Source organism: Pseudomonas sp. NPDC087814 (assembly GCF_044742865.1).
Taxonomy (GTDB): Bacteria; Pseudomonadota; Gammaproteobacteria; order Pseudomonadales; family Pseudomonadaceae; genus Aquipseudomonas.
In genome coordinates, this window is the sequence record NZ_JBIUVK010000006.1 from 91,664 (window position 1) to 106,409 (window position 14,746).

12 protein-coding genes are annotated in these 14,746 nt (G+C 60.5%); 3 read left to right on the forward strand and 9 right to left on the reverse strand.

Translation table 11 applies throughout. The features are described from left to right. Nucleotides 1–62 precede the first annotated feature (62 nt). Together betB and betI are read right to left on the reverse strand one after the other, a co-directional pair. Nucleotides 63–1,535: a betaine-aldehyde dehydrogenase gene (gene betB / locus ACIOMR_RS07525; protein ID WP_003216900.1), complete on the reverse strand. Its 1,473-nt coding sequence runs from the start codon at nucleotides 1,533–1,535 to the stop codon at nucleotides 63–65. Nucleotides 1,536–1,596: 61 nt separating this feature from the next. Continuing rightward, complete coding sequence (gene betI / locus ACIOMR_RS07530; RefSeq protein ID WP_003216902.1) at nucleotides 1,597–2,190, reverse strand: transcriptional regulator BetI; 594 nt, start codon at nucleotides 2,188–2,190, stop codon at nucleotides 1,597–1,599. Nucleotides 2,191–2,566: 376 nt separating this feature from the next. Here betI and ACIOMR_RS07535 point away from each other — a divergent pair, with 376 nt between their 5' ends. Beyond that, nucleotides 2,567–4,501 (forward strand): BCCT family transporter, encoded by a 1,935-nt coding sequence (locus ACIOMR_RS07535; RefSeq protein ID WP_236260840.1) that lies wholly within the window; start codon nucleotides 2,567–2,569, stop codon nucleotides 4,499–4,501. Between the two features lie 154 nt (nucleotides 4,502–4,655). Here the strand turns inward: ACIOMR_RS07535 and choV are convergent, their stop codons facing one another. From choV to ACIOMR_RS07550, 3 genes are all read right to left on the reverse strand, one after another. Further along, nucleotides 4,656–5,834: a choline ABC transporter ATP-binding protein gene (choV, locus tag ACIOMR_RS07540; protein WP_003216907.1), complete on the reverse strand. Its 1,179-nt coding sequence runs from the start codon at nucleotides 5,832–5,834 to the stop codon at nucleotides 4,656–4,658. Then, on the reverse strand, nucleotides 5,831–6,676 hold the full coding sequence (gene choW, locus ACIOMR_RS07545) for a choline ABC transporter permease subunit (protein ID WP_003216909.1): 846 nt from the start codon (nucleotides 6,674–6,676) through the stop codon (nucleotides 5,831–5,833). The genes choV and choW overlap by 4 nt, the downstream gene beginning before the upstream one ends. A gap of 67 nt (nucleotides 6,677–6,743) precedes the next feature. Continuing rightward, nucleotides 6,744–7,691: a choline ABC transporter substrate-binding protein gene (locus ACIOMR_RS07550; RefSeq protein ID WP_003216912.1), complete on the reverse strand. Its 948-nt coding sequence runs from the start codon at nucleotides 7,689–7,691 to the stop codon at nucleotides 6,744–6,746. A 436-nt stretch (nucleotides 7,692–8,127) separates the two neighbouring features. On the opposite strand from ACIOMR_RS07550, the gene ACIOMR_RS07555 reads away from it, so the two are divergent. Then, nucleotides 8,128–9,504, forward strand: coding sequence for an L-serine ammonia-lyase (locus ACIOMR_RS07555; protein ID WP_008434038.1), 1,377 nt, complete (start codon nucleotides 8,128–8,130; stop codon nucleotides 9,502–9,504). A 540-nt stretch (nucleotides 9,505–10,044) separates the two neighbouring features. After that, complete coding sequence (locus tag ACIOMR_RS07560) at nucleotides 10,045–11,148, forward strand: GlxA family transcriptional regulator (RefSeq protein WP_003216915.1); 1,104 nt, start codon at nucleotides 10,045–10,047, stop codon at nucleotides 11,146–11,148. A gap of 120 nt (nucleotides 11,149–11,268) precedes the next feature. On the opposite strand, the gene ACIOMR_RS07565 is transcribed toward ACIOMR_RS07560, so the two are convergent. The 4 genes from ACIOMR_RS07565 to ACIOMR_RS07580 form a co-directional block, all read right to left on the reverse strand. Beyond that, on the reverse strand, nucleotides 11,269–11,532 hold the full coding sequence (locus tag ACIOMR_RS07565; protein WP_003216918.1) for a hypothetical protein: 264 nt from the start codon (nucleotides 11,530–11,532) through the stop codon (nucleotides 11,269–11,271). A gap of 379 nt (nucleotides 11,533–11,911) precedes the next feature. Further along, nucleotides 11,912–13,072, reverse strand: coding sequence for a gamma-butyrobetaine dioxygenase (locus ACIOMR_RS07570; protein ID WP_401193201.1), 1,161 nt, complete (start codon nucleotides 13,070–13,072; stop codon nucleotides 11,912–11,914). Between the two features lie 9 nt (nucleotides 13,073–13,081). Next, nucleotides 13,082–13,558, reverse strand: coding sequence for a thioesterase family protein (locus ACIOMR_RS07575; RefSeq protein WP_401193203.1), 477 nt, complete (start codon nucleotides 13,556–13,558; stop codon nucleotides 13,082–13,084). Between the two features lie 140 nt (nucleotides 13,559–13,698). After that, nucleotides 13,699–14,664 (reverse strand): L-carnitine dehydrogenase, encoded by a 966-nt coding sequence (locus tag ACIOMR_RS07580; RefSeq protein ID WP_401193205.1) that lies wholly within the window; start codon nucleotides 14,662–14,664, stop codon nucleotides 13,699–13,701. Nucleotides 14,665–14,746: the final 82 nt, after the last annotated feature.

The following is a 14,746-nucleotide window of genomic DNA, read 5'->3' on the forward strand; positions in this document are numbered from 1 at the left end:
CTTCGCAGCCCGACGGGAGCAAGCTCCCTCGCCACATGGGCCATGCCAGGCTCAATCAGGTTTTAGAACACCGAGGCGTAGTCGCCCAGCTCAACCTGTACCGATTTGATGCGAGTGAAGTTGTTCAGCGAGCTGATCCCGTTTTCACGGCCCACGCCCGACTGCTTGTAGCCGCCCACCGGCATCTTCGCGTCGGACTCGCCCCAGGCGTTGATCCAACAGATACCGGCTTCCAGCTGATGAATCACGCGGTGGGCGCGGTTCAGGTCCTTGGTCACCAGGCCAGCGGCCAGGCCGAAGTCGGTGTCGTTGGCGCGGCGGATCACTTCTTCTTCGGTGTCGTAGGTGAGGATGCTCATCACCGGGCCGAAGATTTCTTCACGGACGATGGTCATTTCGTCGGTGCAGTCAGTGAACACGGTCGGGGCCACGTAGGCACCCTTGGCGAATTCACCGTCGGTCAGACGGTCGCCGCCGCACAGCACGCGGGCGCCTTCTTCTTTACCTTTGGCGATGTAGCCGAGCACGCTTTCCATGTGGGCGAAGCTGACCAGCGGGCCGAAGTTGGTGTTTTCATCTTCCGGGTTGCCGATGCGGATGCGGGCAACGCGCTCGGCGATCTTGGCTTCGAATGCGCCTTTGAGGGCGGTCGGAACGAACACGCGGGTGCCGTTGGTGCAGACCTGGCCCGAGCTGTAGAAGTTGGCCATCATCGCGATGTCGGCGGCGCGGTCGAGGTCGGCGTCGTCGAAAATGATCAGCGGGGATTTGCCGCCCAGTTCCATGGTGACTTCCTTGAGCGAAGAGCTCGAAGCGCTGGCCATGACTTTCTTGCCGGTGTCGGTGCCGCCGGTGAAGGAGACTTTCTCGATGCGCGGGTGTTCGGTCAGCCAGGTGCCGACTTCACGGCCGCTGCCGGTCAGGACGTTGAACACGCCATCCGGAACGCCGGCGGCGGTGTAGATTTCAGCCAGTTTCAGGGTGGTCAGCGAGGTGACTTCGCTAGGCTTGAAGATCATCGCGTTACCGGCCGCCAGGGCAGGTGCGGATTTCCACAGGGCGATCTGGATCGGGTAGTTCCATGCGCCGATACCGGCCACGACGCCCAGTGGCTCGCGACGGGTGTAGACGAACGAGGTGTCACGCAGCGGGATCTGCTCGCCTTCGATGGCGGGCACCAGGCCTGCGTAGTATTCCAGCACGTCAGCGCCGGTGACGATGTCGACGTATTGGGTTTCGGAATACGGCTTGCCGGTGTCCAGGGTTTCCAGGGCGGCCAGTTCGTCGTTGCGCTCACGCAGGATATCGACGGCACGACGCAGGATGCGCGAACGCTCCATGGCAGTCATGGCGGCCCAGATTTTCTGGCCCTTTTCGGCGCTGACCACAGCGCGCTCGACGTCTTCTTTGGTAGCGCGTTGCACGTTGGCGAGAACTTCACCGTTAGCCGGGTTGATGGCTTCGAAAGTGGCATCGCTGCCAGCGTCGGAGTAGCCGCCGTCAATGTAGAGTTTTTGCAGTTCGAAACGGGCCATAAAGTCCTCGCAAGTGCATTAGTGGTTGGCGCGGTTCGGGAGTTGAGCGTTTATGTGTGCTCTAACTCACCTGCTTGGCCAATTGGAAATCCATGTATTCGTAAGCGATCCGTTGCGCCTGCTCCGTGTCGAAAGCGTCTCCCGACAGGGCGCCGCGCAACCACAAACCGTCGATCAGGGCCGCCAGGCCTCGGGCTGCGCTGCGTGCCTCGGGCAACGGCAACGCTCGGCGGAACTGGCAACACAGGTTGGAATACAGACGGTGATCGTTGATCCGCTGCAGCCTGTGCAATGACGGGTGGTGCATGCTGGTGGCCCAGAAGGCCAGCCAGGTTTTCATAGCCGGGCCGTTGACTTGGCTGGCGTCGAAGTTGCCTTCGATGATCACCTGAAGATGGGCCCGCGGGCTGTCATCTTTCAGCGCCAACCGGCGCTCGGTGACGTTCTCGATCAGCACGTTCATCAGGTACCGCATCGTGGCGGCGATCAGGCCATTCTTGTCCTGAAAATAGTGACTGATGATGCCATTCGAGACACCGGCCAGACGGGCGATCAGCGCAATGCTGGCATCCCCCATTCCGACCTGATCGACGGCCGTCAATGTGGCTTCGATCAACTGCTGGCGGCGTATGGGTTGCATACCGACCTTGGGCATCGTGCACCTCTCCTTAGGCCTGCCAACGGGCGATAAACGTCCGTCGGCTTGAGGGCCAGTCTATTTTGTTTTGATTGAACGTTCAATCAACAAAGAATAAGATCTGCGACAAATGGTCGCTGCCTACAGGTATTTCCTACGTGCATGTGGCGCCACCTGACATCGGGAAAACCCATGAAACAGCCCGGCACAGCGGTTCGCCGGGGGTTTATGGTTTTTCGGGGTGTCTTTATACACCCGTCCGTCGACTGCCGAAAAATCGATGGCTCGGGTCAAGCGTTGCCTTGTGTTTCTCTGCACTGCCCGGAGCATCTGTGCCATGAGTTCTGCCTCTCTTATAAAGACCCCGCCAGAAAAGGTGCGGGTCAACGGTTGGGTGTTCTACACCTCCACCGCGCTGATTCTGTTGTTGACCGCGATTCTGATCATCGCCCCGCAGGAAGCCGGCAGGATGCTCGGTGTGGCCCAAGCCTGGTTGTCGAAAAGCTTTGGCTGGTACTACATGGTCGTGATCGCCGCCTACCTGGTGTTTGTGGTGGGCCTGGCGTTTTCGTCCTATGGCAAATTGAAACTGGGCAGCAAGGACGACACCCCGGACTTCAGCTACGGCGCCTGGGCCGGCATGCTCTTCTCGTCGGGCATCGGCATCTCGCTGCTGTACTTCGGCGCCTCCGAGCCGCTGGACCACTACTTCAACCCGCCTGAAGGCGCGTCGGCCACCGGCGAAGCTGCACGCCAGGCGTTGCAGTTGACGTTCCTGCACTGGGGCCTGCACGGCTGGGCGATCTACGCACTGGTCGGCCTGGCCGTGGCGTACTTTGCCTACCGTCATAACCAGCCGCTGGCCCTGCGCTCGGCGCTGTACCCGCTGGTGGGCGAGCGTTGGGTCAAAGGCGCGGCCGGTCACGCGGTAGACGGCTTCGGCATGTTCGTGACCCTGCTGGGCCTGGTGACGAACCTGGGGATTGGCTCGATGCAAGTGTCGTCCGGGCTGGAAAACCTGTTCGGCATGCAGCACAGCAACACCAACCTGCTGATCGTGATCATCGTGATGAGCACCGTGGCGACCATTGCCGCCGTGTCGGGTGTGGAGAACGGCATTCGCCGCCTGTCCAACCTGAACATCGTGCTGTTCAGCGGCCTGCTGATTTTCGTATTGCTGTTTGGCCCGACTTTGCACTTGCTCAACGGCTTCGTGCAGAACATCGGCGACTACATGAACGGCATCGTGCTGAAGACCTTCGACCTGTACGTGTACGAAGGCGACGCCGACAAGACCGAACGCTGGATGGGCCTGTGGACCCTGTTCTACTGGGCCTGGTGGATTTCCTGGGCGCCATTCGTGGGCATGTTCATCGCGCGTATTTCCCGTGGTCGCACGGTGCGTGAACTGGTGGCCGGCGTGCTGCTGATCCCGCTGGGCTTCACCCTGGCGTGGCTGTCGATCTTCGGCAACTCGGCCCTGGACCTGGTGGTGAACCATGGCGCGGTGGAGTTGGGCAAGACGGCGCTGGAACAGCCGTCCATGGCGATCTACCAACTGCTTGAGCATTACCCGGCGTCGAAAATCGTCATCGGTGTGTCGATCTTTGTGGGCTTCGTACTGTTCCTGACCCCGGCGGATTCCGGCGCGGTGATGATGGCGAACCTGTCCTGCAAGGGCGGCAACGTTGACGAAGATGCGCCGCACTGGCTGCGGATTTTCTGGTCGGCGGTGATCACCCTGGTGACCATCGGCCTGCTGTTCGCCGGTAACTTCGAAGCCATGCAAACCATGGTGGTGCTGGCGGGCTTGCCGTTCTCGGTGGTGCTGGTGTTCTTCATGTTCGGCCTGCACAAGGCGATGCGCCAGGACGTGGCGATCGAGTTGGAGCAGGCGCAGTTGGCCGAGCGTGGTCGGCGTGGTTTCAGCGAGCGTTTGACTGCCCTGGACCTGCAACCGAGCCAGGGTACCGTGCAACGCTTTATGGACAAGCACGTCACGCCGGCGCTGGAAGAAGCGGCGACTGCGTTGCGTGACCAGGGGCTGGAAGTGCAGACCCTGCTGGGCAAATCCAAGCGCTGCATTGGTGTGCGCATCGAGATGCAAGAGGGCAATCCGTTTGTCTACGAGGTCAGCCTGGATGCTTATTCGTCGGCACCGAACGACTTGCCCGAGGAAGAACGCACGCGCTACTACCGCGCCGAGGTTTACCTGCACAACGGGCCTCAGGAATACGACCTGATGGGCTTCACCCAGGAGCAGATCACCCGGGACGTGCTCGATCAGTTTGAAAGCCATCGGCAGCTCCTTGGCCGTGTCTATAGCTGAGTGTTGAAAGGACAGGTGGTGTCGTTACTGACACCACCTGAGCAAAATGTGGGAGCGGGCTTGCTCGCGAATGCGCAGTGTCAGTCAGTACATCTGACACTGATACACCGCATTCGCGAGCAAGCCCGCTCCCACATTTTTTTTGCGGTGTCTGTTAGCCCAGGTTCTTGCCCAAGAGGGCGTGATAGAGCTCGCTGTCACCCAGAATCCCCACCACCTTGTTGTTGTCCTGCAGCACCAGCTTGTTCCCTGTCTGATACCGAATCTGCAACGCCTCACGCATCCCGATATTCGAATCCACCAGCGTCGGCATCCGGCCCAGGCCCTCCACCGATTGCCCCGGTGCCCAGTTCTGCAGGTTCAGCACCGAACCGTTCTGCCGCGCGCCCTTGATGGTGTTGCCTTCGGCCAGGTCCAGCCACGAGTCACCGCCCGGGTCCAGGCTGATGGAGCCGTTGACGTGGGTGCAGTTATCCACCGTGCGCATCAGGCTGCGGCCACACAGCACATTCAGCGGGTTGGTGTGGGCCACGAAGGTCCGCACATAGTCATCCGCCGGGTTCAGCACGATCTCTTCCGGCACGCTGTACTGGATGATCCGGCCGTCTTTCATGATCGCGATGCGGCTGCCGAGTTTCAGCGCCTCATCCAGGTCGTGGCTCACGAATACGATGGTCTTGCTCAGCTTGCGTTGCAACTCCAGCAGCTCATCCTGCAAGCCCTGGCGGATCAGCGGGTCGAGTGCCGAGAAGGGTTCGTCCATCAACAGGATATCGGCGTCCATCGCCAATGCGCGGGCCAGGCCGACACGCTGCTGCATGCCACCGGAAAGCTCGTCGGGCTTCTTGTTGCGCCACTGCGACAGGCCCACCAGTTCCAGCTTGTCGTCCACCAGCTTGCGTCGTTCTTTTTCCGGGCGGCCCTGCATCTCCAGGCCGAAGCTGATGTTCTCGCGCACCGTCAGCCAGGGCATCAGGGCGAACTTCTGGAACACCATGGCGATGCGCTGGGTGCGCATCATTTTCAGCTCGGCGGGGGTGCAGGATGCGATGTCGATCTGGCGACCTTCATGCTCCACAAACAGCTTGCCGCGGCTGACGGTGTTCAAGCCATTGATGCAGCGCAACAAGCTCGACTTGCCCGAACCGGACAGGCCCATCAGCACGCAGATCTCGCCTTTCTCGACATCCAGGCTGGCGTTTTCAACGCCGACAATCTGCCCGGTCTTTTTCAGGATCTCGTTGCGCGTCATGCCCTGGTCCAGCAGCTTGAGCGCCTCGCGTGGGTCTTTGGAGAAGATCACGTCGACATTTTCGAATCGGATAATGCTCATGCATCACCCCCTACTTTGGCGTCGGGTTGTTTGCAGATGCGGTCGAGCATGATGGCCAGCAATACGATCGCCAGGCCGGCTTCAAAGCCCAGGGCGATGTCGGCGGTGTTCAGCGCGTTGACCACCGGTTTGCCGAGGCCGTCGGCGCCCACCAGGGCCGCGATCACCACCATCGACAACGACAGCATGATGCATTGGGTAATGCCGGCGGCGATGCTCGGCATGGCGTGGGGCAGTTCGATCCGCGAGAGCAACTGACGGCGCGAGCAGCCAAAGGCCTTGCCGGCGTCCATCAACTCTTGCGGCACATCACGGATACCCAGGTAAGTCAGACGGATAGGCGCGGCAATCGCAAACACCACCGTGGAAATCAGCCCGGGCACCACACCCAGCCCGAAGAGGGTCAGGGTAGGGATGAGGTAGACGAAGGTCGGTACGGTCTGCATCAGATCGAGCACCGGCCGCATCAGGGTGTAGAACATCGGTTTGTGCGCGGCAACAATGCCCAGCGGCACGCCGATCACCACGCAGACCAGGGTGGCGAACAGCACTTGCGCCAGGGTCTCCATGGTTTCCTGCCAGTACCCCAGGTTGAGGATCAGCAGGAAGGAGGCGATGACAAAAACGGTCAGGCCCCATTTGCGTTGAATGAAGTGAGCGAGCAGCGCAATCAGACCGATCAATGCCAGTGGATTGAACCAGGTCAGCGCGAACGTCACGCCGTGGATCATCGTTTCCAGGGTCGATGCGATTGCGTCGAAGTAGGCGGCCCCGTGTTGGGTCAACCACTCAACGAAGGCAGCGATGTACTGGCCTAGCGGGATTTTATGTTCAGTCAGCATGGTAGTGAATGTCCACATGCGAAGAGGAAAAACATCCCGGGCCAGCGTACCGGCCCGGGGTCAGCGGTTACTTGGCGAGGTAAGCTTTGACGGCCTCCAGTCCTGGTTTGCCATCGACCGTGGTGACACCGGCGAGCCAGGTGTCGAGCACTTGCGGGTTCTTCTTCAGCCACGCCTTGGCGGCGGCGTCAGGCTTCATTTTGTCGTCCAGGACGTTACCCATCAGGGTGCTTTCCATGTTCAGGGTGAACGACAGGTTTTTCAGCAACTGGCCCACGTTGCTGCATTCCTGGGTGTAGCCCTTGCGGACGTTGGTGTAGATGGTGGCCTGGCCGTAGTTGGGGCCGAATGAATCATCACCCCCGGTCAGGTACTTCATCTTGAAGCGGGTGTTCATCGGGTGCGGTTCCCAGCCGAGGAACACGATGGCCTGGTCGCGCTTGGTGGCGCGTTCCACCTGCGAAAGCATCCCGGCTTCGCTGGATTCGACCACTTTGAAACCGGCGGTTTTCAGGCCGAAAGCGTCCTTGTCGATGAGGGTCTGGATGGTCCGGTTGCCGTCGTTGCCCGGCTCGATCCCGTAGATCTTGCCGCCCAGCTCATCCTTGAATTTGACGATGTCGGCGAAGTCTTTCAGGCCCTTGTTGTACAGCGCTTCCGGTACGGCCAGGGTGTACTTGGCGTTTTCCAGGTTGGCGCGCACGGTTTCCACGGTGCCGGCATCACGGTACTGCTTGATGTCGTTTTCCATGGTCGGCATCCAGTTGCCGAGGAAGATGTCCATGTTCTTGCCGTCGGCCAGGGACTTGTAGGTCACTGGTACTGAAATCATCGTGGTGCGGGGTTTGTAGCCGAGGCCCTTGAGAACTTCGCTGGTGGTGGCCGTGGTGACGGTGATGTCGGTCCAGCCGACATCGGAGAAGTTGACGGTCTGGCATTGCGCCGGTTCTGCAGCGTGAGCCACGACTGGCAGACTCAGCATGGCGGCCAACAACAACGACGGGGAACCTTTCATGGGGGTGGACTCCTGGTGTTTTTCTGGCGGCAATAACACCGCGCTTATAGGTGTTGCGGTTGGGCGTGCGGCACAGCTCTGCCACGCAACTGTGCAAACGAGTCGAGACTGATCATGTACCAGTGAAAATCTGACGCCTACAGGGGGCGTCGTATCCAGTACAGGGATGGTCGTATCCAGTGTCGGTGACGTCGCTTACAGATTTTTTCCACGGCAAAACTGCACTTTTTACCGATCTGCACCGCAAAAAACGGCCAAAACGTCGCCTTCCACAACAGCGGCGCTGATGAGCATGGGTACGTCGGTGTGAGACGCCGTGAGCGCCAACAAAAGCTTGATGATGGCCGCATCTGGGCGGATTGCGACATGAGCGTAGCAGCTCCGTCACCAGGCGTTATGTGCGCCTGGCCTGTGCTCATCGAGGAGTTTCACGGCAATGGCTATCAGCGTTTTCGACCTGTTCAAGATCGGCATTGGGCCTTCGAGTTCTCACACCGTCGGCCCCATGCGCGCCGCGGCGTTGTTCGTTCAAGGATTACGTGAACGTGATGTGTTGGAACAAGTCAGGCGCGTCGAAGTTCAGCTGTATGGCTCCTTATCGGCCACGGGCATCGGTCACGGCAGCGACAACGCGGTGATCATGGGCCTGATGGGCGAGTGGCCGGACGCGATCGATCCGTCACAGATCGGCATCCGCATCGAAACCCTGCGCGAGACCAACACCCTGCTGCTGGACGCACGTTTGCCGGTGCCTTTCTTATGGGCGCGGGACATGCGCCTGATCGACGAAAACCTGCCGTTCCACCCTAATGCCATGACTCTGGTGGTGTTTGGTGATAACGGCGAGCTGCACCGCGACACCTACTACTCGGTGGGCGGCGGATTCGTGGTGGATGAAGCCCAGGCCAACAGCGGCGTGGCGGACATGGACCGCACCGAGCTGCCCTATGATTTTTCCAGTGCGGTGGAACTGCTGCAGCTGTGCAAGACCCACAACCTGCGCGTCGCTGAGCTGATGTTGGCGAACGAAAAAACCTGGCGCTCGGAAGAAGAAATCCGCAGCGGCCTGATGAAGCTTTGGCGCGCCATGCAGGATTGCGTGGAGCAAGGCCTAAAGCACGAAGGCATCCTTCCCGGCGGCCTCAATGTAAGGCGCCGTGCAGCCAAGTTGCACCGCAGCTTGCAGGAGCTGGGCAAGCCGAACGTGATCGGCTCGACCTTGAGCGCGATGGAATGGGTCAACCTGTTCGCCCTGGCGGTGAATGAAGAAAACGCCGCCGGCGGGCGCATGGTCACGGCACCGACCAACGGCGCGGCGGGGATCATCCCGGCGGTGCTGCACTACTTCATGAAGTTCAGCGAAGAAGTGACCGAGGCCAACGTGGTCGACTATTTCCTCGGCGCGGCGGCGGTGGGCATCCTGTGTAAGAAAAACGCGTCGATCTCGGGTGCCGAAGTCGGCTGCCAGGGTGAAGTCGGCTCGGCGTGCGCCATGGCGGCGGCGGGGTTGGCGGAGATCCTCGGGGCTACGCCGGAGCAATTGTGCAACGCGGCGGAGATTGGCCTGGAACACAACCTCGGCCTGACCTGCGACCCGGTAGGCGGGCTGGTGCAGGTGCCGTGCATCGAGCGTAATGCGATTGCCGCGGTGAAGGCGATCAACGCGGCGCAGATGGCGCTGCGGGGGGATGGCCAGCACTTCATCTCGCTGGACCGGGTGATCCGCACCATGCGCGATACCGGGGCGGATATGCATGACAAGTACAAGGAAACATCGCGGGGTGGGTTGGCGGTGAGTGCGGTGGAGTGTTGATCCGGAAAGACCGCGTCGCCTGCATTCGCGAGCAAGCCCGCTCCCACATTCGACCGAGTTCCTACTGAAAAAACGCGGTCAAGTGTGGGAGCGGGCTTGCTCGCGAATGCGGTAGGCCGGGCAACACTGCTCATAAAGTGAACACCAGAACCAAAAGCGCCACCTTTTAGCGCGTCGCAATTAGATAAGTAGCTCCCGAACGATTTCCCCTCATGACCATCGGTCACCCGTGCTTGTGGTGACAGACTTTTCCCACGTCGTTTCTCTCCCTTCCCACAAGTGCTACCGATCTGCTCACACACCTTGAGCCTGCGTTCTCTCACGTCTTTTCTGGGTCATATCCCCCACTCCATGCGCGGGCTTATATAGACACGTCATGAGGTCGTTTTCAGGAGTTATTGAATACGCATTCAACTTTAGGCATGGCATTTGCTCTATCAATACAAAGCCTCTCGCCATAGGAGTTTCCTTAAGGCGATGAGCGCAATAACAAGAGCCTCGCCTGAGGCCATCACCCGCTTTGTGTGAGGAGATACCGCGATGACGTCGTTCAACTCCGGGGCTCAACCCCAGAACCGTGCGCCTCAATCCATCGGCTTTTTGCTGCTGGACAATTTCACGCTGATTTCCCTGGCCTCCGCAGTCGAACCCCTGCGCATGGCCAACCAACTCTCCGGCCGCGAGCTGTATCGCTGGACGACGTTGAGTGTGGACGGAAACCAGGTGTGGGCCAGCGACGGTCTGCAAATCACCCCCGATGCTTCCATGCACAAAGCCCCGGCCCTGGACACCGTGATCGTCTGTGGCGGCGTTGGTATCCAGCGCACCGTGACCCGTGAACATGTGTCGTGGCTGCAAAGCCAGGCGCGCCAGTCCCGTCGCCTTGGCGCGGTGTGCACCGGCAGCTGGGCCCTGGCCTGCGCCGGCCTGCTGGACGGTTTTGATTGCAGCGTGCACTGGGAATGCCTGGCGTCGATGCAGGAAGCCTTTCCCCGCGTGGCCATGAGCACACGCCTGTTCACCCTCGACCGCAACCGCTTCACCAGCTCCGGCGGCACCGCGCCGCTGGACATGATGCTGCACCTGATCAGCCGCGACCACGGCCGTGAGTTGTCGGCGGCGATCTCCGAGATGTTTGTGTACGAGCGTATCCGCAACGAACAGGATCACCAGCGTGTGCCGCTCAAGCACATGCTTGGCACCAACCAGCCGAAGTTGCAGGAAATCGTCGCGCTGATGGAGGCCAACCTGGAAGAGCCCATCGACCTCGATGAACTGGCGGTGTACGTAGCGGTTTCCCGGCGTCAACTGGAGCGGTTGTTCCAGAAATACCTGCACTGTTCGCCGTCGCGCTACTACCTCAAGTTGCGCCTGATCCGTGCGCGGCAGTTGCTCAAGCAAACGCCGATGTCGATCATCGAAGTGGCGTCGGTGTGCGGGTTTGTCTCCACGCCGCACTTCTCCAAGTGCTACCGCGAATACTTCGGCATTCCGCCGCGGGATGAGCGTGTGGGTTCCAACACCACGCAGCAGGTAGCGATGATGCCGATTCCGCAGGCGCTGGTGTTGTCACCGTTGTCCGGGCCGTTGTCGGCGTTGAGCCAGGCCAGGAATGAGTCGACTTTCGCCAGCGTAAGGCTCTAACACCAACAGAGCTGTTGTGGCGAGGGAGCTTGCTCCCGCTGGGCTGCGCAGCGGCCCCAAAATCTTTGGGAGCGCTTCGCACTCCAGCGGGAGCAAGCTCCCTCGCCACAAGGTAGCTGTTCAGGCGCCAGAGTTCTGCCGAAATTGCACCAAAGCCGGCAACAACTGCTTGTCGATCGCCTGCCTCACCGCCGGCAAGATCGTCGCGCTGCCGGTGTACATCTGCTCAACCATACCCTTGAGCGCCTTGGCCCGCGCCGCGCTCAAGCCGCGCACCGCACACTCGCAAGCCTGCTCGGCGGTAGCGCCGCTGGACACCTCGAAACCCAACGACCGCAGCTGGCCCAGCAGGTCATCCTGGTCAATCAAATCCGCGTGCATCATGACGTTAATCCTTGTTAGGGGAACGGGGGATTGAAGTCGATTCTGGTAGGCCATCACCGAGTCGGCAAGGCCTGAATGCATGAATGTCCGGCACACCTATGAACAGGTCGTTTTCGGCTAACTCGCAAGGCAGGGGAGTGTGCACACTGACACCAAGCAAGCAGCTTGAAGGTTTGGTCACCCTCGGGATGCGCCGCTCACACAAAGCACTCTGCCCCGATCCTGTCACGGCTGGATCGGGGCTTTTTTTGAGCTGAAATTTGAGGTGAAGCTGCTGGCCCCTTCGCGAGCAAGCCCGCTCCCACAGTTGACCGCGTTTTTTCAGGAGGAACTCGGTCAAATGTGGGAGCGGGCTTGCTCGCGAAGGGGGAGCCTCGGTCTACCGCTGCAACACCAATATCCGCGACAACAACTCATCCCGATCGATATAGCAGCCCTGGAAATGCCGCGCGCCGGACGCCGGATCAAACGCATTGCGCGCATGCAGGGTCCGGCGATTATCAAAGCACCACAGCTCGCCCGGATTCAGACGTTTGACCAGCCGAAAACGCTCTTCCCGGGTCATCGCAATAAACCGGCGATAGGCGCGATAGAGCAACGGCATCTGCTCTGCAGGCGCCTCAAACGGCCCGCGCAGAAAGTTGGCCATGCGAATCTCGGCGACTTCACCCAAGGCATCCAGAGCGATGATCGGCGCCAGCCGGCGATAGTCGCTGTGACGGTCCTTGTTGCGAAACTCCACCGGGATCTCGCACAACGCGCGAAAGGCTTCCGGATCTTCGTCCCGCAGCGCCCGCGCAATCGCAAAACCATCGACAAAAATACTCTCGCCCCCGTCGGCGTCGTTCACCAGGCAATGCAAGAACTGCAGCCCGGGTTGCAGCTCCCGCGTCGGCAAATCACTGTGCAGCGGCAGGTTGAATGCCGTGTAGGCGTTGCTGTCGGCATCGGCCTTGGACTGCACGTTGAACAGCACGCCGAAGTTGCTCTCGCGGATGAACGAAATGCGCTTGGCGATCAGCGCCAGCGAGCCAGGTTCGGTGGGCACACCGCGCACTTGGGTGAGGCCGCTGTCACGCAGGGCCAGCAGCCATTGCAGCAGGGCTTTCGGGTCTTCCATCAGCGCTGCGTAGTCGAATACGGGCAGCTCGAACGTACGGTCCCACAGCAGGGATTTCGGTTTGGCAGCCCGGCGTTCGGCGCGGGACTCATCGTCGTAGGCGTGCGCCCGCAACCATCCGGGATCGTATTGGCTGCGATGCCCGCCGCTCCATTCCACTGTCAGCAGACCCTGGTCGGTACGTGCACTGAGGGCCGTGAGGTGTTCGTCCACATCGACGATTTCCAGCACCTGTTCACGGGTCACGCTGTAGACGCAAACAGGGCACGGGCAGTTGTCCCGCAGCCACTGGTGATGAAACGGGCTGACCCGCCCATCGGCCCATCGCACACTGAGGTGATCGCCGTGCACCTGCACATCGGCCAGGTCACTGATCAGTGGGTAAGTACGGAAGTCGGCAACAGCGGCGGCGGTTTGCATGGCGATTCCTTATTTTTGGGGTGGCAGTCCAATCACGCGGCCGAGCAGGGCGGGCTTCGGCAGGTCGGTTTGTTCGGCGCTGATGCTGGCAAGCTTGCCCAGCACCGCTTCACTGAATGGCGCCGAGTGCGGCCCGGCGAGGTCGACGTGGAGCAGCATCTGTTCGTTGCCCGCCAGCTCCTTTTCGTCGCCCACCAGGTGCAGGCTGTGATAGAGGTGCAGGCGCTTGCGGTCGTGGGCGATGAGTTGGGTGTGTACCTCGACGGCGGCGCCCAGTTTCACTTCGTGCAGGTAGTTGAGGTGCAACTCCAGGGTGAACAGCGAGTGGCCGCTGGCTTCGCGGTTTTCGCTGTCCAGGCCCAGGGTGTCCATCAGTGCGTCGGTGGCATAGCTGAAGATCAGCAGGTAGAACGCATCGCGCAGGTGGCCGTTGTAGTCGACCCACTCGGGGAGGATTTTGGTGGTGTAGGTGGTGAGTGCGAGCATGGTTCGGTTCCCGGTAGGTACGTGATCGTTCCCACGCTCTGCGTGGGAACGCCTCCTGTGACGCTCTGCGTCACGCGTTGGGACGCAGAGCGTCCTGGGCTGCATTCCCACGCAGAGCGTGGGAACGATCTTTACAGGGCTTATTCGGCGAAGGTCATACCGTGTTTTTCCTTGGTGGTCTTCACCGCCTCCAGCACCGCCAGCAGGCAATCATCACGATAGCGCTCCAGCGCCGAAATGCTGTGCTTGCCCAACTGATCGCTGGTGCCGTCCACCACGTCGTCAATCAATTTGTCGGTCAATTCCGGCGCCGGCAGATAGGTCCACGGCAGCTGCAAGGCCGGGCCGAACTGCGCCATGAAATGCCGCATCCCGGCATCACCGCCGGCCAGCGTATAGGTCAGGAACGTCCCCATGAACGACCAGCGCAAACCGGCGCCAAAGCGAATCGCATCATCGATCTCGCCGGTGGTTGCCACACCATCGTTCACCAGGTGCAACGCCTCACGCCACAGGGCTTCCAGCAGACGGTCAGCGATAAAACCGGGCACTTCCTTACGCACATGCAAAGGGCGCATGCCGAGGGATTCGTACACCTTGATTGCTGCCTGAATCGCTTCCGGCGCAGTGTTTTTGCCGCCTACCACTTCCACCAGCGGCAACAGGTAAACCGGGTTGAACGGATGCCCCACCACGCAACGTCCCGGGTGCGTGGAGCCTTCATAAAACTCGCTCGGCAACAGCCCCGAAGTACTCGAACCAATCAACGCGTTCGGCTTGGCCGCCGCGCTGATTTTGCTGTGTAACTCCAGCTTCAATTCCAGGCGTTCCGGGGCGCTTTCCTGGATGAAGTCGGCGTCTTTCACGCACTCTTCAATGGTGGCCACAAAGCGCAGGCGATCTTGTGAAGCACCCGGTGCCAAGCCTTGTTTTTCCAGGGCGGCCCAAGCATTCGCGACACGTTTGCGCAGGGCCGCTTCGGCACCGGGCGCAGGGTCCCAGGCCACCACGTCCAGGCCGTGGGCCAGGGCGCGGGATACCCAGCCGCTGCCGATAACACCGCTGCCCAGCGCGGCGAAGGTTTTGATTTCAGTGATAAAGCTCATGGCAAATTCCTAAAGAGTTCGGTGATTCTGTGTGAGAGCCAAGATCAAAATGTGGGAGCGGGCTTGCTCGCGAAAGCGGTCT

Coding starts and splice junctions, on each gene's coding strand:
- ACIOMR_RS07550 (WP_003216912.1), bottom strand. CDS start 7,691: ATGAAAGGTTCCCCGTCGTTGTTGTTGGCCGCCATGCTGAGTCTGCCA.
- ACIOMR_RS07560 (WP_003216915.1), top strand. CDS start 10,045: ATGACGTCGTTCAACTCCGGGGCTCAACCCCAGAACCGTGCGCCTCAA.
- ACIOMR_RS07570 (WP_401193201.1), bottom strand. CDS start 13,072: ATGCAAACCGCCGCCGCTGTTGCCGACTTCCGTACTTACCCACTGATC.
- betI (WP_003216902.1), bottom strand. CDS start 2,190: ATGCCCAAGGTCGGTATGCAACCCATACGCCGCCAGCAGTTGATCGAA.
- betB (WP_003216900.1), bottom strand. CDS start 1,535: ATGGCCCGTTTCGAACTGCAAAAACTCTACATTGACGGCGGCTACTCC.
- ACIOMR_RS07565 (WP_003216918.1), bottom strand. CDS start 11,532: ATGATGCACGCGGATTTGATTGACCAGGATGACCTGCTGGGCCAGCTG.
- choV (WP_003216907.1), bottom strand. CDS start 5,834: ATGAGCATTATCCGATTCGAAAATGTCGACGTGATCTTCTCCAAAGAC.
- choW (WP_003216909.1), bottom strand. CDS start 6,676: ATGCTGACTGAACATAAAATCCCGCTAGGCCAGTACATCGCTGCCTTC.
- ACIOMR_RS07555 (WP_008434038.1), top strand. CDS start 8,128: ATGGCTATCAGCGTTTTCGACCTGTTCAAGATCGGCATTGGGCCTTCG.
- ACIOMR_RS07580 (WP_401193205.1), bottom strand. CDS start 14,664: ATGAGCTTTATCACTGAAATCAAAACCTTCGCCGCGCTGGGCAGCGGT.
- ACIOMR_RS07575 (WP_401193203.1), bottom strand. CDS start 13,558: ATGCTCGCACTCACCACCTACACCACCAAAATCCTCCCCGAGTGGGTC.